This window comes from Sphingobium sp. AP50 (assembly GCF_900109095.1).
Taxonomy (GTDB): Bacteria; Pseudomonadota; Alphaproteobacteria; order Sphingomonadales; family Sphingomonadaceae; genus Sphingobium.
Genome location: NZ_FNYZ01000030.1, coordinates 17,412 through 41,489, shown reverse-complemented (window position 1 = coordinate 41,489; position 24,078 = coordinate 17,412). Strand labels below are relative to the sequence as shown.

General features: G+C 60.6%; 22 protein-coding genes. 14 read left to right on the top strand and 8 right to left on the bottom strand.

Annotation, left to right across the window (positions count from 1 at the left end; genetic code table 11):
• Positions 1-78: 78 nt before the first annotated feature.
• Entirely contained in the window at positions 79-3,447 is a 3,369-nt protein-coding gene (locus BMY84_RS26750) for a glycosyltransferase (protein ID WP_177204219.1), read from the bottom strand.
• On the opposite strand from BMY84_RS26750, the gene BMY84_RS26745 reads away from it, so the two are divergent.
• From BMY84_RS26745 to BMY84_RS26735, 3 genes are read left to right on the top strand one after another with little or no spacing between them, the layout of a single operon-like run.
• On the top strand, positions 3,385-4,176 hold the full coding sequence (locus BMY84_RS26745; protein ID WP_093088027.1) for a helix-turn-helix domain-containing protein: 792 nt from the start codon (positions 3,385-3,387) through the stop codon (positions 4,174-4,176). The genes BMY84_RS26750 and BMY84_RS26745 overlap by 63 nt on opposite strands.
• Positions 4,151-5,677, top strand: coding sequence for a GNAT family N-acetyltransferase (locus BMY84_RS26740; RefSeq protein ID WP_093088013.1), 1,527 nt, complete (start codon positions 4,151-4,153; stop codon positions 5,675-5,677). Before BMY84_RS26745 ends, BMY84_RS26740 begins: the two co-directional genes overlap by 26 nt.
• Positions 5,674-6,216 (top strand): ATP-binding protein, encoded by a 543-nt coding sequence (locus tag BMY84_RS26735; RefSeq protein WP_093088011.1) that lies wholly within the window; start codon positions 5,674-5,676, stop codon positions 6,214-6,216. The genes BMY84_RS26740 and BMY84_RS26735 overlap by 4 nt, the downstream gene beginning before the upstream one ends.
• A 343-nt stretch (positions 6,217-6,559) precedes the next feature.
• Here BMY84_RS26735 and BMY84_RS26730 read toward each other — a convergent pair whose 3' ends face one another.
• Positions 6,560-7,450 carry a MucR family transcriptional regulator gene (locus tag BMY84_RS26730; protein WP_093088010.1) on the bottom strand — a complete coding sequence of 297 codons (891 nt, stop codon included), beginning with the start codon at positions 7,448-7,450 and terminating at the stop codon, positions 6,560-6,562.
• Positions 7,451-7,854: 404 nt separating this feature from the next.
• Here BMY84_RS26730 and BMY84_RS26725 point away from each other — a divergent pair, with 404 nt between their 5' ends.
• From BMY84_RS26725 to BMY84_RS26710, 4 genes are all read left to right on the top strand, one after another.
• Complete coding sequence (locus tag BMY84_RS26725) at positions 7,855-8,463, top strand: RNA polymerase sigma factor (protein WP_256215465.1); 609 nt, start codon at positions 7,855-7,857, stop codon at positions 8,461-8,463.
• The gene (locus BMY84_RS26720; RefSeq protein WP_093088007.1) at positions 8,460-9,467 is read left to right on the top strand and encodes a FecR family protein; all 1,008 of its coding nucleotides are present in this window, start codon (positions 8,460-8,462) and stop codon (positions 9,465-9,467) included. Before BMY84_RS26725 ends, BMY84_RS26720 begins: the two co-directional genes overlap by 4 nt.
• A 99-nt stretch (positions 9,468-9,566) precedes the next feature.
• The gene (locus BMY84_RS26715) at positions 9,567-12,512 is read left to right on the top strand and encodes a TonB-dependent receptor (RefSeq protein WP_177204218.1); all 2,946 of its coding nucleotides are present in this window, start codon (positions 9,567-9,569) and stop codon (positions 12,510-12,512) included.
• Between the two features lies 1 nt (position 12,513).
• Positions 12,514-14,583, top strand: a complete 2,070-nt coding sequence (locus tag BMY84_RS26710) for an Atxe2 family lasso peptide isopeptidase (RefSeq protein WP_093088004.1) — start codon at positions 12,514-12,516, stop codon at positions 14,581-14,583.
• Here the strand turns inward: BMY84_RS26710 and BMY84_RS26705 are convergent.
• The 6 genes from BMY84_RS26705 to BMY84_RS26685 form a co-directional block, all read right to left on the bottom strand.
• The gene (locus tag BMY84_RS26705; protein ID WP_093088002.1) at positions 14,468-16,285 is read right to left on the bottom strand and encodes an asparagine synthase-related protein; all 1,818 of its coding nucleotides are present in this window, start codon (positions 16,283-16,285) and stop codon (positions 14,468-14,470) included. The genes BMY84_RS26710 and BMY84_RS26705 overlap by 116 nt on opposite strands.
• Positions 16,282-16,953 (bottom strand): lasso peptide biosynthesis B2 protein, encoded by a 672-nt coding sequence (locus tag BMY84_RS26700; RefSeq protein ID WP_093088001.1) that lies wholly within the window; start codon positions 16,951-16,953, stop codon positions 16,282-16,284. The genes BMY84_RS26705 and BMY84_RS26700 overlap by 4 nt, the downstream gene beginning before the upstream one ends.
• Positions 16,954-16,974: 21 nt before the next feature.
• Complete coding sequence (locus tag BMY84_RS29505; protein ID WP_143075179.1) at positions 16,975-17,106, bottom strand: benenodin family lasso peptide; 132 nt, start codon at positions 17,104-17,106, stop codon at positions 16,975-16,977.
• Between the two features lie 155 nt (positions 17,107-17,261).
• Entirely contained in the window at positions 17,262-17,918 is a 657-nt protein-coding gene (locus tag BMY84_RS26695; RefSeq protein ID WP_093087999.1) for a GntR family transcriptional regulator, read from the bottom strand.
• Between the two features lie 12 nt (positions 17,919-17,930).
• The gene (locus BMY84_RS26690; protein WP_232313633.1) at positions 17,931-18,386 is read right to left on the bottom strand and encodes a helix-turn-helix domain-containing protein; all 456 of its coding nucleotides are present in this window, start codon (positions 18,384-18,386) and stop codon (positions 17,931-17,933) included.
• 125 nt (positions 18,387-18,511) lie between these two features.
• Positions 18,512-18,928: a hypothetical protein gene (locus BMY84_RS26685; RefSeq protein ID WP_093087996.1), complete on the bottom strand. Its 417-nt coding sequence runs from the start codon at positions 18,926-18,928 to the stop codon at positions 18,512-18,514.
• A 339-nt stretch (positions 18,929-19,267) separates the two neighbouring features.
• On the opposite strand from BMY84_RS26685, the gene BMY84_RS26680 reads away from it, so the two are divergent.
• The 7 genes from BMY84_RS26680 to BMY84_RS26650 all read left to right on the top strand — a co-directional run bounded on the left by BMY84_RS26680 (position 19,268) and on the right by BMY84_RS26650 (position 24,055).
• Entirely contained in the window at positions 19,268-19,576 is a 309-nt protein-coding gene (locus tag BMY84_RS26680) for a hypothetical protein (protein ID WP_093087995.1), read from the top strand.
• The gene (locus BMY84_RS26675) at positions 19,545-20,339 is read left to right on the top strand and encodes a DsbC family protein (protein WP_256215464.1); all 795 of its coding nucleotides are present in this window, start codon (positions 19,545-19,547) and stop codon (positions 20,337-20,339) included. The genes BMY84_RS26680 and BMY84_RS26675 overlap by 32 nt, the downstream gene beginning before the upstream one ends.
• Positions 20,340-20,554: 215 nt before the next feature.
• Positions 20,555-20,866 carry a hypothetical protein gene (locus BMY84_RS26670; RefSeq protein ID WP_093087992.1) on the top strand — a complete coding sequence of 104 codons (312 nt, stop codon included), beginning with the start codon at positions 20,555-20,557 and terminating at the stop codon, positions 20,864-20,866.
• A gap of 124 nt (positions 20,867-20,990) precedes the next feature.
• On the top strand, positions 20,991-21,257 hold the full coding sequence (locus BMY84_RS26665) for a type IV conjugative transfer system protein TraL (RefSeq protein WP_093087990.1): 267 nt from the start codon (positions 20,991-20,993) through the stop codon (positions 21,255-21,257).
• A gap of 8 nt (positions 21,258-21,265) precedes the next feature.
• The gene (locus BMY84_RS26660; protein WP_093088025.1) at positions 21,266-21,901 is read left to right on the top strand and encodes a TraE/TraK family type IV conjugative transfer system protein; all 636 of its coding nucleotides are present in this window, start codon (positions 21,266-21,268) and stop codon (positions 21,899-21,901) included.
• Complete coding sequence (locus BMY84_RS26655; protein WP_093087989.1) at positions 21,885-22,658, top strand: type-F conjugative transfer system secretin TraK; 774 nt, start codon at positions 21,885-21,887, stop codon at positions 22,656-22,658. The genes BMY84_RS26660 and BMY84_RS26655 overlap by 17 nt, the downstream gene beginning before the upstream one ends.
• Positions 22,655-24,055, top strand: coding sequence for a TraB/VirB10 family protein (locus tag BMY84_RS26650; protein WP_256215462.1), 1,401 nt, complete (start codon positions 22,655-22,657; stop codon positions 24,053-24,055). The genes BMY84_RS26655 and BMY84_RS26650 overlap by 4 nt, the downstream gene beginning before the upstream one ends.
• The last annotated feature ends 23 nt before the right edge of the window (positions 24,056-24,078 follow it).

Sequence of the window (24,078 nt, the reverse complement as noted above, 5' to 3'; positions counted from 1 at the left end):
ATCAAATCCGCAAATGCCCTGCTTTATGCCGCCGCTGCAATCATCCTCATCAGGCGTATCGCTCGTTACGCATGAGATTCAAGACAGGCTCTTAGGCGTCGAGAAAAGGCGACGGTCGAGCAAGACTGTCTCAGGCCATTCCCGGGGCTCGATGGCGGCGGATGCGCCTTTGGATCGGTGGCCGGCGTTCAACACCAAAGGGCTGTGCTCATTGGGCTTGATGCCGGCCGGAAGCGCTGCGTCACCGCGGGCCGCACTTCGGACCAGATAAGCGAAATTCGTTTCCGCCTGCGCGTTGATCTCGAAGTCCCAAGAGCTTGCTTCATCATCATTCTGCGCTGCGCTTTGAAACGCGCCAGCATTGACCGCCGGGCCGCCAACCACGATCGCTGGCGGTGAGAAGGTCCGTTTGATGGATGAGGCCATGTACAACGTTGACCGCATCGTCGGTAGAACGGTGTTGAAGCCGATCCACTGGAATTGCGACGCCGCTTCGATGACCTCATGGACGAGGGCCGGTGTCCGATGGCAGTCTGCAAGATGGACGTCATGGCCGTCCGCGAGGAGGTGGCTGCCCACCATCCCAAGGCCCAAAGGCGGGGTTGATGTCGTCGAGACGTCGGGTGCCCCGGTTTTCATCGAAATGGGAGGCAGGACCAGCAGCACGCGACGCATCGTTTCGAGCAGTTTCTGGGCGCTGAGGTGAACTTCGGGATGAAGACTGTCGAAGGGATGGTTTCCTGCCTCACCGACTGCCGGACCAAATAGTGCACGGGAGAAAGGGAAGTCGCTTGCGGTGAACCGCATCTCTTTAGGGAGGCTTGGGGCGCTGTGTTCGCGATGGAAGCGGTCCAGAAACTCACGTTGCATCCAAGGATGACATCCATCGCCCTGGACGGCGGAATCGACGATGGCTCCAAGGCGTTGCTTGAGCTGAAAGGACGATTCCTCGAGCGTCCCGGCGCGGCTGGCGTCAAAAAGTCGGCTGCGCACTGTCAGGGAGAAGGCGAGGTCTATCGCGGCCCACCTTATTGCTTCCTCTTCATCCAATGCCATCGCCTCTATAAAAGCGATGAGCATATTCGGGTGAAGGATGGCGGCCAATAACGCGCTCCGTAGGAGCTTGTCGCCGCGCCAGGCCGGTCTTGGCGCGACATGGCCGTGTTCATTCCCGGCGATGAATATCTGATCGATCCCACGCGTCCGAAAGGCTGGACTGAGCGTTGCAAGCGCCAGGGCCGTGGGCCCAAGCTGATGATTGGTCGCGAGATCATTAAGGTCGAATCGACTGGCCCTGATTGCTTCGCAGCGATTTCGCTCAGCGTTATAATGGGAGTTTTGCGATGGATCGAGGGAGGCGACCGAGGCAAGTTCAGGGAAGGCGGCTTCGAGACGAGCAAAGCGGATCTGAAGCGGGGGACTCTCGGGTGCACTAGCGAGCGCTTGAGCAAAGAATTCGCGCGCGACCTCCTCCGATACATTGTCGAACTCGTCAGCGAACTTCATTGAGTAATGGAGAAACTCGCGGTTAAGGAAGCTGTCGGCATGTATGTCGCGAAGCATCTCCTTCGGTATGACTGTCACGAAGGCCTGAAACGAGCGCGCAACCCCTGATGCTGCCGCCATGAAGCGCCACCCGACATCAAAGCGTCCCGAAAACCGGATCAGGGGCTGGCGCAAGCTTTCGGCTTCATATCCCCTCTGGATTCCATCAGCGATTGTCTGCAGCTGACCGAACGCATTCTGTCTCTCGGCGTATGTCGGAGTTTTACCGATATCACTGATATAATTGAGCGCGGTGCAGGTCAGGCTCCATTCGTTCAGTGAGTTGGCCGCATTTGCCTCCCGGAGCGCACGTTCGACTTCGGCCGCAATGTTGTCGCTCGTGCCATCGCGAGCAAGCGCGGCATCGCTGTCCTGTTGGCGGGATTGCCAGTCAGATGGTCCCGCCTGAGATAGGCCGAGCCGGCTGGCCACCGACTGGGCGCAGGCATCCCAGGTGAACTGCTTTGTGATATCCTCAGCTAACTTTCGCGCATGCGACCGACGCCGGTCATATTTTCGCACCATCTCGTCAATCGCTGATGAGAGCGTGTCGATGTCTATTTCGTCCCCCATCTCAACGAAAAGCACTGACTCTCTTGGTGCCAGATGGTTTTCGTTGAAATAAGCGTCGAGGAACTCGGCCAATCCTGTGTGCTTGGAGCAGATCAGGGGAACCCCGGCGCACACCGCCTCCCATCCGGCCAGGCCAAAGCCCTCATGAATTGAGGGCATGATGGAGACATGACTATTCAAGAGTTCGTCAAAAATCTCCTCTTGATCGGCGAAGCGTCGCGGCAGGGGAGTGAAGTGGTTGCCATAAGAAAACCCTTTCAGCTCTTCGCAAAACCACGCGTCCGTGACGTCCTCGCCAAGTCCGTATGCAATGAACTGGCCACGCTGGTGCCAGCGGGGGTTGGTCGATCGCGCATTCTTTTCATATGCTTCGAAAATGGCGCGCAAGGCCAGACGGCCGTTCTTGATTGGGTCATTGTCAGGATCGATACGGCCGGCAAAGAAGAAATGCGTAGCCTTGGCTGGATTTTCAGCAATGCGCTTGGTTAGCGCCTCCGGTGCGCCGGGGATAATCGAGTAGATCGGAGACTGTTTTTCAGTGACATCGCGAAGTGCACCGAAGGCCTCCTGAAGCAGGGGGCCGACCGCAAAGACATGATCGCCTCTTTTAACTATATCGCGTTGAAGCTTTATTTTTTCGTTGATTTGCCTGATCGGCTGAGATTTGAACTTCTGATATGCAGAATAGTCCATGTGGCAGAACAGGGCGGCTTCACTCTTCAGAGCTCGATCGCGCAAGGCCTCGCAAGCAATAAGTGCATGAGGTCCGCTGTGGACGTCATGGCCGATTATAACGATCCGATCAGCCCCGGATCGCGTCGCCTCGATGTCGCGCACGATGGTCGTTGCCAGGCCTTCGCCCGTTCCATCATAATCGATGAAACGAAAAGCTCCGCTTTGGCTGGTGGGAATCGTCTCCACCGATGCGATGACAGCACAGACTTGTACGCCGGCGCCCACGACGCGCGCCAACGCCTCAACGAGGGATTTGTTGAAAACATTGATTCCGCCTTGGGTGCCGCCCCATTCCGAACTGACGACGTAGAGATGCTCGGTCACGTTAAGTCCCGGACAAAAGTGAAACAAGAGTGCGGCGGCCCGATTGCCCCGCTGCATCTGCCGCTCCTGCCATTTCCCGCCGGGTAAGAAAAGTCCGGGCGCATTTGAAGCAGTACCGCCCTCCTCTTGCACCGCACAAATCACTTGGCGGAATATGCCTTCGATGTAATATATTGGAATCAGGGTTTGCAAAGTGTGCGAGGAAGAATGAAGGTCGTTGGCAAAATTTTTGAACCGCTTCCGGGCGGTGCCGACGCCGTAGATGGCCACATTGGCCATCGCCTTCGTGAAATCCGGAAGCTGGCCGGTCTCACTCAGACTCAGGTCGCTGAGCGCCTGCAAATCGGTCAGTCTGCGGTCACGCGCTTGGAGAGCCGCAAAGATATCCACGTCTCGACGCTGCGCGATTATCTGGGCGCAATGGGCGCGACCTTACGGATCCAGGCTTGCTTCGACAACGCGGCCACGATGATCAACAGTCTGCGGGAGGCTGATTATCGCTTCGATCAGGTCGATGAAAACCAATTGATGCTGCCGATCATCGACGATGACCGGCTGCCACCGCACCGGGACGTTGTGTTCAGCATCAAGCCAGCATACACCCGAAAAATTGTAAGCGGAGAGAAGACGGTGGAGCTTCGCCGCCGCTTCCCCATGTCAGTGCCGTGTGGCACGACGGCCCTCATCTATGAGACCAGTCCGACACGGGCTCTGTCCGGTATCGCCGAGATCGGCGAAGTTCATAAGCGCACGCCATTGGAAATATGGAAGGCGTTTGGTGATCGCGCCTGCATCGCCCGTAAGGATTTCGACGCATATTTCGAGGGCGCTGGGCAGGCATTCGCCATCGAACTGCGGCATGGTCGGCCGCTGCCGCGTCCCTTGGGCTTGAGTGAGCTCAGGGATCGATTTAGTTTCGAACCACCCCAGTCCTTCCTCTATGCGACGCCCAAGATGCGAGAAGCCCTTCTGTATGAGCGCGCCCAGATTCCTGATTGACACAAATGTCTTCATCGGCCTGGAAGATCATGCCGAAGTCGCACCGCACTTCGCCTCCCTGCAACAACTTGCGGGGCGGCACGGCGTCGAGATTTTCGTCCATGAAGCAGCAATTGACGATATCAGGCGGGACAAGGATGAAGCGCGCCGCCGCGTATCCCTGAGCAAGATCAATAAATTCCCCGTCGTAAAAAAAATGGCGGGGATTGGCCAGGTGGAACTGGAGGCTAGTTTCGGTCGTATCCGCCGCCCGAATGACCTCGTGGACGCGACGCTGCTCCATGCACTCGAAATCGGTGTTGCCGACTTCCTCGTTACCGAGGACCAAGGCCTTCATGAGCGCGCCGAGCGAATATCCTCCACGTTCGGCGCTCGTGTTCTGTACGTCGCCGACGCGGTCTCCTTCCTCCGGACCACTTATGAGGCGGTAGCCGTCGTTTTCCCGGCGGTGCTGGAGATGGAGGCCAACACCATTTCTCAGAATGACCCCATCTTTCTTAGCCTGCGGGACGACTATCCGGGATTTGACGATTGGTGGCGCGAGAAATGCGTCAAACCAATGCGGAAGTGCTGGGTGGTAATGGATGAGGGGCAGGTTGCAGGTCTGATCGTTCGCAAGGACGAACGGCAGGGTGATACCGACGCCACGCTTCCCGGCGAAAAGATCCTCAAGATCTGCACGTTCAAGGTGCGGGCCGAAAGTCGAGGTGTAAAGCTTGGTGAACTCCTGCTCAAGCAGGTCCTGTGGTACGCCCAGTCCAATAATCATGACGTCGTTTATCTCACGACTTATTCGGGACAGCAGACGCTTATGGCGCTGCTTGAATATTACGGCTTTCGCCATACGCGAGACAATGAGAATGGCGAGCGCGTTTACGAAAAGGCCATAGGCCGTGATCGGCTCCTGCCTGTTCCCGAAACCTCGCTGTTCGATCTGGCTCGGCAAAATTATCCGCGATTCGCGACTGGCGACGGAGTCGCCGCCTATGCGATACCCATCCAGGAGGAATTTCATGAGATCCTCTTCCCTGAGCTGGTGAACCGCAATCAACTTAGCCTTTTCAGTGACACTGGGTTTCAGCGGCCCGGCAACACGATCCGAAAGGTCTATTTATGCCGGGCACCTGCGCATATCTCTCAACCTGGAGCGCTCCTGTTCTTCTACAAGGGCAAGTCCGGGGCGCAGCCCTCGCAGGCCATAACGACCGTCGGCGTGTTCGAGGAGATGAAGCTTGCACATTCCACCGAAGAACTGCGCCGGCTGGCGGGTGGTCGCTCTGTCTATAGCGATGCGCAGCTCAGGAATTTGGCCGCATCGCAAGGTCGCCCGGTCAAAGTGATAAACTTCCTCTTGGCGGCGCATCTTGAACCGCCCATGTCGTTGGCGGCTCTCAAGACTTGCAGCGTGTTTGCGGGCCATCCGCCGCAATCAATCAAAAACCTTCTTCCGCCACAGCAATTGTCGGTGCTCAGGCAGGGCGCCTTTGGATTTGCGGTATGAATAGACGTATAGCTGTCCTTGGCCTGTCTGGCGTGGGAAAGTCCACGCTCATCGACAAGGTCCGCGAGACTGTACCGTTGCTCCATCTCCAAGCCAGCGGGCTGATCAAAGCTGAACAGGCATACAGGGCGCAGGACCCGCAAAGCTCGGAGGCGTTGCGCACAGGGGCTGTTATCGACAATCAGGCCCTCATGATCGCTGCATTCGAACGTGAGGCAGCCGGGACGGAACTCCCGATCATATTTGATGGACATAGCATCATCGACGGGCGCGATGATCTAATCGAAATTCCATCTTGGGTATTCAAGGCTCTCCGGCTTGACACGATCTGCTTTCTGGCAGCCGATCCTGAAGTGATAGCGGAGCGGCGTCGGGCCGATAGGGAGCGCGAACGGCCATATCGCGATGTCACGGCATTGCGGGATCATCAGGAGAAAGCAGATGCGGCCGCTCGGCGCATTGCCACCGAACTCCAACACCCATTCATTTTCATCGCAGACGGCAAGATAGATTGTTTACTCGAGATATTGCGTTCGTAAGTCCGCGACGGGTTCAATCGCTGCCGGATGGGTAAAATTTGGGCAGGCGACCGCCTTGGCGCGAGGTTTCGGCGAATAAGTGTCGTCCATGCGATTAGGCTTAACCGAGGCAGATTGGCCTAGAAAGTCGAAGCCTTTGGAAAAGCTAAGGTGGAGGTCGCTTAGATATCTATATGCTAGTTCGCAGCCTGCCGCAGGCCCAGTCATTCGGTTAGCAGTCGGTCCGCACCTGGCAATCGAAAATCGCCCCTTGAAAGGCGGCAAAGGGTCGAAATCCCCGGATGTCTTTGAATCATCTGCAGATTAGCGAAGCGCGGCGCCAACGGCGCCGCGCTCTACTCGTTCACGCCTTCCCAGCTGCGGCTTGCTTCAATTCGCCACCGTCCGCGACAGGCGCAGTGCCTGCTTTCACAGTCGGTGCCGACGATTTCGGCTTTGCCGCTCGCTTGGCCGCCTTCGGCGAACCTGGAGCTTTCACGGTTCTCTTTGGTTTGATCGTTTCGGCCTCGATCCCAAGGGAAACTGCTTGATCTTTCCTGTCAGCTTTGAGCGCGGGGGCGGGCTTGTCGTCCGTTGGCGTAGCAATCGACAAACGCTTTCGCGCTGTTTTCTTGACTGCCGCTGGTTCCTTTTTTCCCGGCTTGGCCGTGGTAGTCTCTGGAGCAGCCATCTTCCTCGTTTTTGGTGCCGTCTTGGCCGTGTCCGCCTTAACATTTTTTGTGCCGACATCGGCTGCTTCGGCGGCGACCACTGCGGTGCGGGGAGCTGGATTGATCGTCGAACCCGCATCCTTCGGCAGAGCATCCTCCTTGCCGTTCTCTGTAATCTTCGTGGGCTTTCTACCCAAACCCAGCTTTTCGGCGACGGCCCGCCGGGCATCGGAATAGGCTGGGGCGACCATGGGATAGGACTTGGGCAGATTAAATCGATCGCGATACTGATCCGGCGTCAAACCATGCTGCGCCAGATGTCGCTTCAATGTCTTGTAGGGCTTTCCGTCGATAAGGCTCAGAATGAAATCGCGCGACGCAGTGCTTCTGCGGATCGATACGGCGGGTACGTAACCTTGCGCTTCCGGCTCGACCTGGATCGCGACCGGGTTTGTGGCCAATGCCGCACGTGTCGACTTGATCAGGTCAGCCAGACCGTCGGCAGGAACCGTATTGTTGGAGACGAAGGCGCTCAGTAGCTGGACGGTGAGCGTCGTGAATTCATTGGGTGTTTCATCGGCCATTTATGCGAACCCATGGTGTGGAGGGAGGGGATTGATTACTGCGCGTCCAAGAATAAATTGTAAATGCCAGGACAACGGTAGATCGGCTTGATGCAGAATGTTGCGCATCCAAAACCGAGGAACACCAGTTTGAGTACAGTCGGTCTGCTGATACGCCCCATCCGAGCATGTAAAACTTCCCATCGCTTCGTCTTGAAATCGTCCTGTAGACCATGCATCATCCTTTTGCCGGATGGAGAATGCTGACAGCCTTCCGGTAGGATTTCCCTGTCAGGCATCAATACGTCCGTCGTGCGTGCCGGACGGTCAGAACAGATGCGGCAGCATCGTTCGAGACACACCTAGCCAATTCACCCCCGAGTTTTCGGGGCCGTGATGCTGTCAGCCGCATGGCCAGGTGTTTCGTGTCCCGTCCCATTCGTGCTTCCGTTCTGGATGAAGGCTTTGGCGAAAAAGTCCCCCAAGGGGTCGACGAGCGCTCCATGGGCGTCGTCCTGCTGGCCGACGAAGAGATCGACACACCTCTATTGGCCCAGACCTACCGCACGCAGGCGCCGGGTCTGCTTCGTTACTTCAAGCGTCAGACACGGGACAGCGATGACGCTTGCGATCTGATGCAGGAGGCTTTCGTGAGGCTCACCGCCCATATGCGAAAGACCCCCCTCTCCCATCCGGCATCCTACCTGCAGAAAATTGCGCGCAATCTTCTCGTTGATCGCATCCGCCTCTCCAAGCGCGCGGAAGCCGCCTTCGGGAAACAGACAGCAGAAGATGTCGAAATCGCAGTGGAGCCGGATCAGGGGCTTGCGATCGAAGGAGTCGACAGCCTGCGTCTCTACCGACAGGCCGTGGCCGCCCTTCCCCAAAAGACGCGGCAGGTCTTTATCATGCAGCGTGCCAAAGGCATGACCTACAAGCAGATATCCGAGGAACTTGGCATTTCTATCCCGACTGTCCAATATCATTTCGGTCGCGCGCTTGCGCGGATCGCGCAGGCGCTGGATGGTGAATGATGATGGATAGGCCTTCAGATTTCTTGCGCGACGAGGCGGCAGCATGGTTCGCCGCCATGCGCGGTCCGGCTGCAGCGGACCGGAAGATGGAGTTTGACGCCTGGATGGCCGCTAGCCCATCGCATCGGGCAGCCTATGCCCGGATCAGCGAAATATATAATCTCGGAAAGGGCCTGGAATTCGATCCCGAACCTGCCATCCCGGCCAATCGGCGCCAGCGACGGCAGCTGTCCGTTCTGGCTGCCGCCCTGTGCCTCGGCATCATATCTGTCACCGCTTTTGTCCGGAAACCTCTCCACCCTGGTCCGTCAACCGATGCCTCGCGCTCGATGGCAGTGGCAGCAAACGCGTCGAACCCTATGCAGACCGCCATTGGTGAGATTCGCAGGATAAAACTGGCCGATGGGTCCATCCTCACGCTCGACACCGACAGCATCGTTCGAGCCGACTTCACGGATTCAGGCAGGACTCTCCATCTCGAGCGCGGGCAAGCACGCTTCGAGGTCGCGCACGAGGCCCGACCCTTCACAGTCATGGCAGGCGCCATGTCGGTCACAGCTCATGGAACGGTCTTCGATGTCAGCGCTCTTTCCGATGGTCGCTCTGCTGTCCATCTGCTGCGCGGTTCCGTCGAGGTCACCCAAAGAGCCCGCATTGAGGGTAGACGAATATTGACGACCAAAATGCTTGCCCCCGGGCAAGCGGCAGAAACCGGATCCACCGGACTCAGCCTTCTGAAGCAATTTCCCACAGGTCCCGCAGGGAACGACTGGCCCTCGCTGTTACGCCAGTTCGACCAGATTGAACTGGGCGAACTGATCCAGGAAGCCAACCGCTATTCGCGCATGAAAATCCGGGCGCCTGGGCCCGAAGTTGCGGCAATGCGGGCGTCGGGCACGTTCAGGATCAACGATCCCCAGCGTCTGGCCAGCAATCTTGCACTTCTTCTCGATCTGCGCGCCCGGAACGAGCCAGACGGCACAATCAGTATCACGGCCCAATAAAATTTTTCGCCCGCCGGCAGCTCTCTCATAAATCGGTAAATTCGAGCGTGGTCCCCGTCATGCGCCGCAATCGGCGCGCGACAGACAAAGGGGGACATAGTGCGACAGATATTCCATGGATTGGCTTCCTCGGTGTTCAGCATCGCAGCGATCACAACCGCCAGCTATGCCCCGATCGCAATCTCGCAGAGTGATCAAAGGATTGAACTGCATATCGCAGAGCAGGATCTGGCCGCCTCGCTCCAGGCGCTGGGCGCCGCGACGGGGCGTGAGATCCTGTTCCGGCCAGAAGCCGTAGCGGGCAGAACCGCGCCGGCGGTCGAGGGCCATTTTACGCCCACAGAGGCGCTCACCATTCTCCTCAAGTCGAGCGATCTGCGCTTTCGCGAGAATGGCAGGAGCCTGGTGATCCTGGGGCGATCGGAAGCGTCGGCGGCGCTGAGTGACGGCGCTGACGCGGCAAACACGCTCTTGGTCACCGGCTCCCGCATACGAGGCGCGGATGCGCCAGGATCGAGCGTCATCCGTCTCGATCGAAAGGTGATCGGCGAAAGCGGCTATGCGTCTGCGCAGCAGATCCTCCAGTCGATCCCCCAAGCCTATGGCGGCGGCGCCAACGAAGCGACGAGCGGCGCCACCGGCGCGAGCGGCGCAAATCTCAACTCCTCCTATGGATCCTCGATCAATCTGCGCGGTCTTGGCCCCTCCTCCACGCTGGTGCTCCTCAACGGCAATCGTCCAGCCCTGGGCGGCTCCGGGGGTGTCTTTGCAGACATATCGATGCTGCCCGTCAGCGCAATCGAGCGGATCGAGGTCCTGCCCGATGGCGCATCCGCGATTTACGGATCCGATGCGGTCGCCGGCGTCGTCAACCTCATCACCCGCCGAAAATTCGAGGGGCTCGAAACCGGCCTTCGCTATGGCACGGCTGACGGAGATTTTTCGGAGATCCAGGCCAGCCAGGTCGCCGGCACCAAATGGAGTTCGGGTCGCGCTGTGCTTGCGATCGAATATTATCGTCGCGGTAGCCTTGCGGCAGATGATCGTGACTTCGCAACACAGGACCTGCGCCGTTGGGGCGGTAGCGACTATCGCGTCCAGTTCGCCAACCCCGGAAACATCGTGGCTGGCGGCAAGACCTATGCGATTCCCTCCGGCCAGGACGGAAGTTCGCTTGTTGCATCGGACCTGGTCGCAGGATCGCTCAACCGACAGGACGGATGGGAGCAGGCCGACCTTCTCCCACGCCAGACGCGCTATTCCGCCTATGGTCGGGTCGAACAGGATGTAACCGACGACTTCACGCTGGACATTGAGGGTCTGTACGCCCGTCGGTCCTTCTCCAAACGCGTGAACCCCGCAGGCTATCAATCCTCCATCACCGTCACACCCGACAACCCCTATTATGTCGATCCTCTCGGAACAGGCCGCGCGATCAGCGTCCGCTATGATTTCACCGACGAGCTTGGCCCGCGTACCGATCAGGGCAAGGTCGAGGCCCTGGGGTTCAACGGCGGCGGTACGATCGCTCTTGGCGGCTGGGCAATCGATATCCGTGGCACCTATGGGAAGCAGATCGAGAATTTCGGGACGATCAATCTTCCCAATACCGCCCGACTGGCCGTCGCCGCGGCGAGCAGCGATCCCTCGATTGCCGTCAATCTCCTCGGGGACGGCAAGGTCAACAGTGCCACGGTGCTCGACTATATTCGCGGATCGACCCACTCGCGCTTCGCGTCGACAATATGGTCGGGCGCGGTGCGTGGTGACGGTCCGCTGGTCGACCTCCCCGGTGGCGAGGCGCGCCTGGCCTTGGGCGCCGAGCATCGCGATGAACGCTTCAGATCGCGGACCGTTTCGGACCAGAGCCGGCTCGAGCCATATGTTTCCACCGGCACGCAGGGCGCGCGCAATATCGAAGCCGTTTATGGCGAAATCTTCGTGCCGATCATCGGCGCAGCGAACGCCCTGCCCGCATTCCAATCGCTGAGCCTGTCCGCAGCAGTCAGGCACGAGCGGTATAACGACTTCGGCTCCACGACGAACCCGAAGTTCGGGCTATCCTGGAAACCAGTGTCCGGACTGGAGCTTAAAGGCAGCTTCGGCACATCTTTCCGGGCGCCTGGGTTCGTCGAACTGCGGCAGACACCGGATTCGGACGTCTATTTCATCTACCCCGTCAGCGATCCGCAGTCGCCCACTGGCACCAGCAACGTGATGTACTATCGCGGCAACAAGACCGGCATGAAGCCGGAAAAGGCGCGCACATTCACCCTGGGCTTTGTGCTGGAGCCAGCACTGCTTCCCGGCCTGCGCCTTTCGTCGAGCTATTTTAATATCCGCTACAAGGATCAGATCGTCGATCTGACCTCCGCCCTGCTGCAGATGCTGAATAATCGGGCAACCTATGCGGCGCTGATCAACGACAGTCCCTCGCTGGAGATGCTGCAGGCCGCCATCAACTCGCCCAATTTCATCGACTATTTCGGCCTGCAAGCCGCCGATGTCGATGTTTTCATCGATGCCCGAACGCAAAATCTCGCGGTTGTCCGGCAGAAAGGCCTGGACTTCGATGCCCAATATCAATTTCCAGCGGGGAGCGGCACAGCCCGGCTTGGCATCGATGGCACCTATCTCTTCCGCTTCACGCGTGCAGCGAGCGCATCGGCGCCAGCCATCGACATATTAAACAGCATCAACAATCCGGTCGATCTGCGTCTGCGCGCGCATGCGGGATGGACCTCTGGCCCCCTCTCTGCGCTCACCAGCCTTAACTATGTGCGCGGCTATACCAACAGCATCGTCAGTCCGGTCGAGCATGTGGATGCGTGGACCACCATCGACGCGCAGCTCAGCTACCGCTTCGAGAACAAGACAGGCGTGCTGCAGGGCCTTGCTGTTGCGCTCAGTGCGACGAATCTGTTCGACACGGATCCACCCTACGCGGCCTTCTCTTTCAACGGGATCACGGCGGTTGGCTATGATCCGCAAAACGCCAATCCGCTGGGCCGGGTTGTTTCGCTTCAGCTGACCAAGGCGTGGTGAGATGCGCCTTCCAAACTGCCTCGTCGCTGTCCTGTTTGCGGCAGTCGGCGCCCTGCCGTCCGCTGCCGCCGCGCTCTGCTCCCCGCCGCCGACACGCGCGGAGCAGAGCGCCACGAATGGCTCCGATGTCAGCCCCGAGGATCTGCTCGGCCTCTGGGACTTTGGCGATGGTGGATCCAGCCCTCTGAATGCCTCCCATATCGCGCTGTCCCCCAACAATAAGCAACTGGCGGTGCAGATGCGCCGTGCTGACGCAGCAACCAATCGCTACTGCATGGCGCTTGTGATCATCGACCGAAGCGGGAAGCGCGCGCCTATCATAGCCGATCAGGGCGGAGACTTCATCAAGGCGAGATTTTCCAACCGCCGTCTGGCGGGATTTCCGATCGGCCTGCCCATGCCGCTGACGCCGCGCTGGTCGCCGGACGGACATCATATCGCCTATGTGCGGCGCGACCAGGGGCAGACCCGGCTTTGGATCGCCCATGCGGATGGCAGCGGGGCAGAAGCGGCAACGTCCGGCGACCTGCCGATTTCCGATCTGAGATGGTCGGCAGATGGGCGGCGTGTGCTTCTGGCGGCCGACACGAACCGACTGGAAGCTGAACGTCGCATCGAGGAAGAAGGGCTTTCCGGCTTTCACTATGATTATCGAATATGGCAGACGGCCCGCGCCCTTCCCTTTCCGCCCGGCGCGTACCCACCCGTCTATTATCAGGTCGATCGCGAGACGAAACAGCTGACGAGCCTTCGGGCAGACGCCGCCAGCAAGGCTTTCGGATCGCGCAGCGAAGGCGTTCCGGCAAACGCCAGGCTTGGCACGTTCCGCGATGATGGAAATGCCGCAGCGTGGGTCGAGCGTGAGCAGCCGGATCAGCTGCGCTCACCCTCAAGGCTTCACGCGGCCGTCGATGGCGTTCCCATCGCATGTCAGAGCGAAGCGTGCGCAGGCGAATTGCTCGGCATCTGGTGGACCGATCGGCACGAAATCCTGTTTCTGCGAACGGAAGGTCCAGCGGACCGGAGCCATCTCGAACTTTACAAATGGCATCCACGGCGCGGACGACCCACCCTCCTCCTGCGGACGGAGGATCTCATTCTCGGCTGCCAGTCTGGCAAGGGCGAACTGTTTTGCGGTTATGAGCGCAGCCTCGAGCCGCGTCGGGTCGTCGCCATCTCGGCGCGGGACGGCGCCGTCTCCACCGTCTATGAGCCTAACCCCGATTTCGCGCGGCATCGCTTCGGCGCGGTGCAACGCCTCTATTGGCAATTTCAGGGCGGTGAAGCCTTTGGCGATCTTGTCCTGCCGCCCGACTATCGGAACGATCGGAAGCTTCCCCTTGTCGTCGTTCAATATACGAGCCGCGGCTTTCTGCGGGGCGGAACCGGCGATGAATATCCCATATTGCCGTTGGCCGCGGCAGGCTTTGCCGTGCTGAGTTTCCAGAGGCCAACGGATTATGCCAATCGCTTCCCTGCCGCGAATATTGCGGAGTTCAGCCGAAACAATGTCGCGGGCTGGGCGGATCGGCGTCATGTTCTGAACGCTCTTGAAGCCGGTGTCTCACAACTGATTGACCGCGGACTGGTAGACCCGGCGCGCATTGGCATCACTGGCCTCAGCGACGGGGCGTCGACGGTCCAGTTCGCACTGGTCAATTCCAGTATGTTCCGCGCCGCAGCCGTCAGCTCATGCTGCGAAGACCCGAGCAATTACGACAGTGCCGGCGAGGAATATTATCGCGATCTCGTCAGTTGGGGCTACCCGCCCCGAGGGACGGAGGGCCCCAAATTCTGGCAACGCTATTCGTTTCTGCAAAATACCGACAAGATCGCCGCGCCCATTCTCATGCAGCTTTCAGACGACGAGTTTCGTCTTGCGCTCCCCGCCTATCACGCCCTTGAGGCCGCGGGAAAAACCGTGGACATGTATGTTTTTCCCGACGAGCATCATATCAAATGGCAGCCGGCGCATCGCCTGGCGATCTACCGGCGATCGATTGCCTGGTTCCGCCGATGGCTGACCCCTCAAGGAGACCTCGCGTCACCTTCCGCCGGCGGACGGCCCTAACCCACATTTCCGTATCCCACAGCACCATCAGCCGGTTGATGCCGCCGCTTCCGCTTTCCTGGAAGCGGCGAAACTCTTCATCCACGGCGTCTACATCGATGATTTTTTCCGTGGCAAGCCAGCCATCGTGAAGATGCGCCTTCATTTCTCCGCTGCGCTGCTTGAAGATATCGCGAATCACAGCATCAAAGCCGCCCTTCGACCGGCGACCCGAGATCATCGGGGGCAATCTGTCGGCGAGCAGTCGGCGAACCGGGGCACGGTTGCGCCCGCCCTCAAACCATTGCCAGGTCGGTATCTGAAGCGCCGCTTCGACCACCGGCCTCGACACGAGCGGGAACCGAAGGGCGTCTTGGCGAGGCGCGCTGTAGGCGTCCAGGTGATTATGGATGCCGATCATTTGCTTGAGATGATCGCACTTGCCTCTCGGCGCGCAGCCCAGATCGATCCCCCGGTGACAGGCCCGGCGCGACAGCGACCGCCGCGTCTCACGGGACAGGAAGGAGCCATCCCTTTTCCAGGAAAGCCGATGCGGCAGGATCATCCTTCGCAATGCCCGCCAGATTATCTCCGCGCTGGTGGTCTCATGGGCGAGCGCAAGATCATGGACAACCGCCCGACTGTTCAACATCGTTTTCCAACTACCCAGACAATCGATCAATGGAGCGCTGGAGGGAAGATAGCAGAAGGTGCCGTCGCCGCCGCCCCCGCTCATGATCATGTCGCAGCCAAGCTCGTCCAACGCCCTATCCGCCGCCTGATCGAACAGCTGGGTAAAAAGCCGGGCGCTCGGCCACGCGAGATGCGCGGCAGCCGATTTATGGAGGCGGATGTGATCAGCCGACAGGACCGATCCGCGCCACTGCCGGCCCAAATGGGCGCAAACTGCCCTGGCAAAATCGCTCTCATCGTCTCGCGCGTCAGGCCCGACATAGCTGACCGCCGTAAAGTCGATCGCCATGTCCGCCAGGAGCATGGCGAGGAGGGAGGAATCCAATCCGCCGGACAATTCCAGCATTACGCGACTGGCACCGTTCGTTTGCGCGCGCACGGCGACCCTCAGCGCCCGCTCCAGCCGCTCCGCAATCTCTTCATGCGTAAGCGCGCGGCCCACCTCCAGGTCCGCGAGCGGTTGCCAGACATAGCGAACCCCCTCATTTTGATCGCTGGCGGTGCATCCCGGTGTCAGTTCGCAGACGGATTTCAGTGCCGTGCGGTCCTGCCGAAGATCCCGATAGGCAAGCGCCTGGATAATTCCGTCCCGGCAAATCTCGAAATCCTCCCCTGTGGCGAGCCGCAACAGATCCACGCTCGAGGCGGCGAAGAACGCGCGGCCGACGCGGCACATGTAGCAGCCCTGCCCAGCCGATGGATCCCTGTAGAAGCGCACGGTCTGCGCATCGACCACGACGGCCACAAACTGCCCCCAATGGCGCGATGCCACCGTTTCCAGTGGATCAGCGCAATGCGCCGCCGTGTCGAGGCTCTCCTGGCTCAGGCGGCCGCCAGCTGCATCAAAGGCTTCGCCGATTATGACAAGGCGCCGGTCCGACGAAATCTCAACGCGTCCCCTCAGGAAAAGCCTGTAGTTCGCGTCGATCGACGTTTCGCAAAAGTCGTCGATCAGGGACAGATCGGCAAGGGCCCGCCGAGCGATGCCGATAGCCGGTCCCGCTGCTGGACAGAGGATGAAATCGCTCATGCCCGGCACCGCATGATCGGCGTAAATCGACGCACGCGGTCGATTTCGTCGTTCAGGAGCCACCCATCGCGCTCGAGCCAGCAATGCGCGGCAAAGGGATCGAAACTGACGCCAAAGACCAGTTCCGCCATGGAATCTCCCACAAAATGATAGAGCGCAACGCTGTCGAGGAGGCAGACGCGGGATAGCGGAATGGATGGCCGGCAAGCGGTAAAGCGCCCGACACGGTCCATCACGACCTGTTGCTCCCGGACCGGCATCTGTCCTGCTCGTCTCCGCATCGGCTTAAGGGTTCTCGCAAGCGATCCCGATGCTATGCGCAGGCGCGTCGTGGCAAGAAACCAGGCGATCTGCAGATACTCGGCACAATTGGCGGACGACACGCAAATGTTGGCGCGGCCCTTCAGGGGTTTCGCCGCGCACGCCTCCAGACGTCGATTTCCGGCCTGTTCGCGGGACACATATCCCTTCGCGATCAGGTCATTGAAAGCTTCCTCCGGCTTGTCTTTGGTGCCCGCTTCCCATTGGATCAACGCCTCACCCGATGCACCGTGGATCAGGAAATAGCGGGTCGTCCTCATATCAAGTGCGACGACGCGCCCGTCGACCAGGCAATGGTGAAAATGAGGCGTTGCGTAGAACATCGTTTCGTAGATCGGCGCGGCCAAAGCCGCGCCGATCCCTTCGGATTATTCGTCTGCCATGCCGTTCAGGCGGTAGCCGACGCCGTCCGACGGTTCGCCCGCGATTGCGCCCTTGGTTTCAAAGGCGGCGTTGCCCAGATCGACGAAGTCGTCGGAGCGGTCTTCGATACGTTCCATGTTCATCTCCATCATGCAGGCCGCAGTCATTTGCGGCATGCATGATGATAAGTAGCTCGCCCCTTATACCCGATCTTATAAGTTCTCATTTTACCGGCTTATAAGCGCCATATTGGAGACAACCCCGCACCGGCGGCAATCAAAGCCGCTGAACATCAGCTTCTACCGGCAGTGTCGGAGGATGGCGGGACTGCGCTAATTCTGTGAGCGATTGCCGAAGCGCGTCGTATCCGTCTCCTGTGATAGGCCCAGATGGCATCTCGTAATGCGGCATCCTGACCGGATCCGGTCAGGTTCCAGATCGCAAGCAGTTCTTCCTCGACATTTTTGACGACGGACGGCTCATGGAGTCGCGCGACCGAAAGCAGCTCGCCTGCGGCAAGAACTGCATGGAGATGCGCCTTATTTTCGGACCTGCTACCGATCCGGCCGAACAGCGCGGCGGTTGCATCGCGAATATCCTTGGGATGGTGCGGGCCACTGCGCTCCAGGATTGAGATAGGCCCTGGCTCCCCCGCAACGGGACTATTTGCCTTCAGGGCATGCCTGACCAGATAGCCATGCCAGACATAAAGGTCGCGCAGCACCTGCGCATCGAGTTGCGGGATGGTGAACCCTCCCCCGACATTGAGGCCCAATAGTCTCTCGCCCACCAGCCGATGCGCGCCATCCCGTACGGGCGATATGCTCACGCCATAGGTTTCGGCTGCATTCTGTACGATCAACTGGGATCCCGGAGGGAAGACGCCATCGAGTATATCGGCCTTGAGCCGGCGATAGATGCGCTCTGCCGTCAGGGGTTCAGGTGCCATCAAGACCTCCCGTCAGGACGGTTCGCCGTCATCACCCGGCGCGAAGAAGGAGGATCTGCGCCGGGTGACGGCCGCCTGCGAATGCTCATAGACGAGCGCGATGCAGCGATCTTCCAGTTCGGAGAGATCCTCCTCCACCAGATATTCCTCGGGAATCGACATTCTTCGCTCCATGAGAAGAAGCGGGATCATGATGTGGGTGGTCGAGAGACCAAGCCGATGGGCACATGCAAGATGCTCATCAAGCTTCGACTTGGGATTGCCCGCCTCAATTTCCCGCAACCATCGAACACTGACCCCGGCCGCGCGTGCAAGCTGGGGCTGCGTGATCCGGTCACGTCGGCGGCGCTCTTCGATCCGTTTCCCGGAAATCTCCTTTATCCTGGAGAGAACCAGCACGTTATCCTTGGTCTGAAGTCTTCGAGTCGGCATGCGCAGGCACCCCTGACACTGGCTCGAAGCTTCCAATGGCACTTACCCGATCGCCGAAATCTATGCATTTGACGCACGCGGTCAAAAACAATCATTCTCAATTTGAGATGAATTCGACGATCCAACCTGATGTTGGCGCCGGCGTCCTGTGCCCGCAGCAGTTATGATCGCGCCCGCTCGCGCGCGAGACGAGCGACCCAGCTGGTCAATTCGCGGCTCTCAGAGGCGCCAAGAACACCCAGCCCGGCAATATAAATCCGACCGATCTGGGGCGCATGCATCAAGCCTGTCTGCGATAATCTCTCCCTGATCGCCCGCGCGGACCGGCCGATAGCAGGCGAACCGCCCACGAAATGCTCGCATTTGCCGAAATAGATATCCAGGCGATTGTCGAGCATCTCGGCCGCCACCTCATCGCAATCCCGCTGCTCCAGAAGTTCGATCGCAGCCTGGAGCGTCGCTCCATAGGGTAACAGATCCTGCGCCAGGGCGCACAGGCGCAGGTGGACTGAGAGATAGAGTTCCAATCCGCTTTCCGAAAGTGTCAGCCGATAGGTGCGTGACCTTTTACCGTTCATCCTTTGCACTTTCCTCACTGAAAATGACGGGCGGAGCCTGACGCGATTCGTGCAGCAAGGCGGAGTGTATCCGCGATGGTCGACGCTTCGCCCGTTACAAACGATCCATGATGCGGCACGCAAATGCCCAAGCGGCACTTCACTGCCGCCTGGCGGCACGTCAGTGCCCTGCACCGGCACATCATTGCCCTGGCCATTGCAGGGCGGGGGCGGTCTCGACATCGATGGTTTCAACAACCGGTGACGGCGAGCTTACCCGAATGACCGAAGCTTCCCGCCAGCACCCTTCCCGAAACCGGGCCGCCGCTTCAGCCGCCCAGATGCGAGGAGACATGCCCCATGGGCAGAGGCATTCCTATCGGCGCCCCAGCGCTCGTCATTCTCATGGCGGCAACTATGCCCGCAATGGCGGCCAAAGGGCAAGCCATGGTGAGGGCGCGAGTTCCCACTGACTGGGTCCAACCTCTTGCCGTTCGGCAGCATGGCGGCGAGTTCATCATCGAGGCGGTAACCCTGGGCCAAATTCCGGCCGCTCCCGCAATGACTGTACCGCTTGGGCGCTCGATCCGCTTCGATCCGGCGCTTCTTGCCCGGCCATTCCACAACAGGAAAGGATATGATGATGCCATGCCACGCACGGATCGCTAAGACACTCGCGATTGCGCTGATCGCAGGCGCCGCCGGGATCGTGAACGCGGCACCTGCAGAGCCCGCGACGGATCCGACCGCTCTCGACGCTGTAGCGGCAAAGGCGCAGGCAAGCCTCCGCCAAAGCTTCACCAACCTCCAGTTCGAGGATTTCGGCCCTGCGCCCGTCAAAGGCCCCTTGTTTCAGGCGAGCGCGGGCGGGCGCATCCTCTATTATGCGCCGGAGAGCGACCATCTGCTCTTCGCCACCATCTATGACAGGAATGGCGTCAACCTGACCGCCCTCGCGCAGGATGCCAGCGCGCGCAAGAAGCTGGGGCAACTTGATCCCGCGCAGGCGCTCACCATCGGGCCACCCGAGGCTCCGACCATCATCGAGTTCACCGATCCCGACTGTCCCTATTGCCGCGCCCTCGACCGCTTCTGGGCGACCAAGGCCGCGGAAGGAAAGGGGGTCCGCCGTCAGATCTACTTTGTGAGCGGCATCCACCCGCAGGCCGCGTCCAAGGCCGAGCATATCCTCTGTTCAAAGGACCAGGCGGCCGCGTTCCGCGCCACCTATGCCGGAGAGGCGCCGAAACCTCTCACGACCTGCAAGGAGGGCGCCGCCCGCGTCGCAGCCAATGCGCAGGCGGTCAAAGCCATGGGCATATCGGGCACCCCCACCCTCATCCTCGACGGCCGCATCATCTCTGGCTTCCAGCAAGCCGAGATCGAGGCCTGGCTCGATCAAAAGCAGGCGGCCAAAAAGCCGCTTGGCTGACCGCAGAAACTTTGGCGGGCCCTGGGAGGATGCGCGCACTGTGCAGGCCCTCCGGGCACGAGATGCCGGCGATGGGCCTTCCTCCTGGAGCCGCCCTGCCCCTCGCTGGCCGACAGCGATCACCCAAGTCGATGCCGGCAGGCATGCCGATGGGACGGCTCCATTTTGCCTGGAGAAAAGCCATGCTCAAGACCGTAGACCTACCAAATCTGTCGATGCCACGGATCCGCCGCCTCTCTTTTGCGTCGGCCGATGCCGTGGGAACCCTCCTCGTCGCGATGACCCTGGCATCGGCCGCCCACGCCTTCCAGGCGCCGGCCGCCGGCGACCTTGGCTACGATATCTACGATATCGTGGTGAACCAGGGGGTGAAGGGTCCGCTTGGCTTCGTGGGCGGCGTTGCCGCCTTCCTGTTCGGGGTCAGCCGCCTCTTTTCCAATATCATGATCGGCATCCCCACGATCGTCGCGGCGGTCTGCCTGATCCGGGCAGACTCCATCCTCCAGACCTTCGGCATGATGGTCTGAGACCCGCGTGAAACAAGGACTGGCGCAGGCTTTTCTTTTGGGCCTGCGCCGGACACGGGGAGCGAATGGTCGCTCTTCGTAACAATCACGTCTGGTCGTACGTGATGAAGCAAGGGAGAAGGACGTGGACGAGAGACTTCCGCAATTTCTGCACAAGCCGGTCCAGATTCTCTGGTTCGACGCGCAGGAGTTCATCCTTGTGGTGTCCACCATTTTCGTTGCCGTCATCGTCGGCGGATATGTGGGCTGGTCGCTCCTCGGCGTCCTTCTCCTCTTCATTCCCTGGAAGCGGACCAAGCCGCGCGGCTTCATCCCGCATCTCGCCTGGCGCTGGGGGCTGCTCACGCTGCCCCGCTACCCCGGCCCGACCCAGACCCGCTTTTGCGAGTGAGCTATCCCATGTTCGGCAGATCATCCGCCCGAGAGACCAGCAATCCCTTGGCCGACAAGCCGGCGAGCTTCGGCATCCATCGCTATCTCCAGGGGTCATCCAACCTGTTCGAAGAAAATCGGCTCCTCAAATTCTCGATTGCGGGGCTATTCGGCATCACCGCGGTTTTGGGGATCGCCCTTTACACGACGAGCCAGAACCAGCGGACAATCGTGGTTCCCTTCGGCGCGGGCGGCGATCTCTATGTGACCGGCGGCAAGCCCTCGCCCGCATATCTGCGCACCATGACGCGCAATATCGTCGCGCTTTCGGGCACCTATTCCGCATTGTCGGCCGACCGGCAGTTTGAGGAATTGCTCAGCATCGTCCACCCCACCGCCTATAATGGCATCCGCGACAGTCTGAACGCGATCCTCGACGAACTCACCACTAATCCGACGCTCTCGATCGCGACCTACATCCGGCCCGATCAGCCCGTCACCTGGACGGACCGCCAGATCCTGGTGCCGGTAGAAAAGGTCCGCGTCATCGGCGGCGTCATCCGCAAGTTCCGCGGCAATCTGCGCATCCGCTACACGATCGATGCCGGACGCTTCTGGCTCCTGTCTCTTTCCGAGGAGAATTTCGATGCCGAACTTCGGTAAGCGCCTCTGCGCGCCCTTCGCGGCGAGCGCGATCGCCACCATGCTGCCCATAGCGGCACTGGCCCAGACCATCACCGCGCTTCCCGACCAGACCAGCAGCATCCGCCTCTCCAACCGCGACATCAATCATCTCGTCTGCCAGGGCGGGGAGATCGAGGACGTCAAATTCTCCGCCGAAAAGGCGATCGCGGTCGAGAAGGCGGGCGCTGATGCCTGGGTCAAGTTCCTCGTCAAGGAAAACGACGAAGCGGGCCAGGTGACGCGCAGCTTCGTCACCACGCCCTCGGAATTTTTCGTGACCTGTAACGGCGCGATCTATCCGCTCTATGCCGAGCCCTCCGACATTCCCGCCCAGACTGTGACCCTCGTGCCGGGCGCCAGCCAGCGTGCCCGTGCCAATGGCGAACTATTAGGGCCGCTGGTCGAGGAGGAGCGCGCCGTCTCGATCACCCTCTCGATGCTGCAGGACCGGGTGCCGGCAAGCTTTACCGAGGTCGCCGTCTCGCCAGGGCCGCTTGCGTTCAGCGCCGCGCCAGCGCTGAAGCTCACCGAACGCCGCCGCGTCACGATCGAGGGCACCGGCCTGTCGGCGTCGGAATATTGGGTCGAGGCGAGCGCTGATACCGACATTGACGAGCGGATGTTCCTGGACACCGCGATGGGCAAGCGCATCTTCAGCGTCACCCTCGATCGCCTGTCCCTGAAGGCCGGCGAGACCGCGCGCCTCATTCTGCTGCGGCGGGGAGAGACGCTGTGAGCGGCCCCGGCGACAAGGGCGGCGAGAAGCCGACGGGTGCGCAACCGACGGGCTCGCAACCGATGGGCACCAGGCCCGACGCGCCGACCCAGCGGCCCCACGCCGGCATAAAGGGCTACTCCCGCCCGCCAAAGAGTAGGGACGGCGCCGGCGGCGAACCGGATGATCGCGCCGCCAGGGAGGTGCGCGGTCCGGCACTGCTCGACCTCAAGGCCCGCTGGGCGTTGCTGACGGCCCATCAGCAATTGCGCGCCCGCCAGGCCGGTGTCGGCGTCGTCATCGCACTATTCGGCTATGGCCTCTACACCGCCTCGAGCGGATCGAAGGACGAGGCGCCAGCGGCACCGGCGGCATCGCGCCTCGACATGGGCGCGGGGCTTCGCGGGGACAGCCTTGAGACCAAGGTGCGCGGCGACCTCAAGAAAATCCTCGACGGCCAGGCGCTGCTGGGCGACCGGGTGACCGCGATCGAGGAAGGCAGGATCGCCCCTGGCGGGCGAACCATCACGGACGCGGCAGAGGGCGATCTCCCCAGCGCCATGCCCGGCGACATCCCGGCCTTCCCCCCCAGCCCCAGCGGGCGCGAACTTGAGAGCGCTGACGGCAGCCTCCCGCCGCCTCCCATGCCGTCCGTGCCGCCTGCGCCGCCCGCCCCGCCGGTGGAGCGGCAGGTCGGCTCGATCGGGACCGCGACCGCCGCACTCACCGCCGACGCGGGCGACAAAGGGGCAACAGGCGTTAAAAAAAAGACCCGGACGATCTATTTGCCGCCTGGTTTCATGAAGGCGCGGCTGCTGACCGGGATCGACGCACTGGCGAGCCGGGACGCAACCAGCAATCCCGAACCGCTGATCGCCCGCGTCCAGGCGCCCGCCGTGCTGCCCAATGACGTCAAGGCGAACCTTGCTGGCTGCTTTGTCATCGGCAATGCGACCGGCAGCCTTGCCAAGGAGCGGGTCGAAGTCCAGCTCGTGTCCCTCTCCTGCGTCGATTTCGATGAACGCTCGGTCGTCGATCAGCCAATCAAGGGCTTCTTCGTCGATACCGACGGGAAGAAGGGGCTGTCGGGCCGGGTCGTCACCCGCGCCGGCGCCGCGCTCGCGCGCAGCTTCATTGCCGGCACGATCTCGGGCATGAGCCAGAGCGTCGAAAACACGTTCGGCGACACGTCGGTCTCCGCGCTCGGCACCGTCCGGTCGCTCGATGCGGGCGACGCGGCCAAGACCGGCATTGCCGGCGGTCTCTCCAAATCCTCCGACAAGCTCACCGACTTCTATCTCGATCTCGCCCGCCAGGCCGGACCCATCGTCGAGGTGGGCGCGGCCAAGGATGTGGTCGTGGTGATCCAGGAGGGCGTCGCCCTCGAAATCAAGCCGACTGCGGGAAGCAAATTCTGATGCGCCCGCGCCTCAAACAAGGA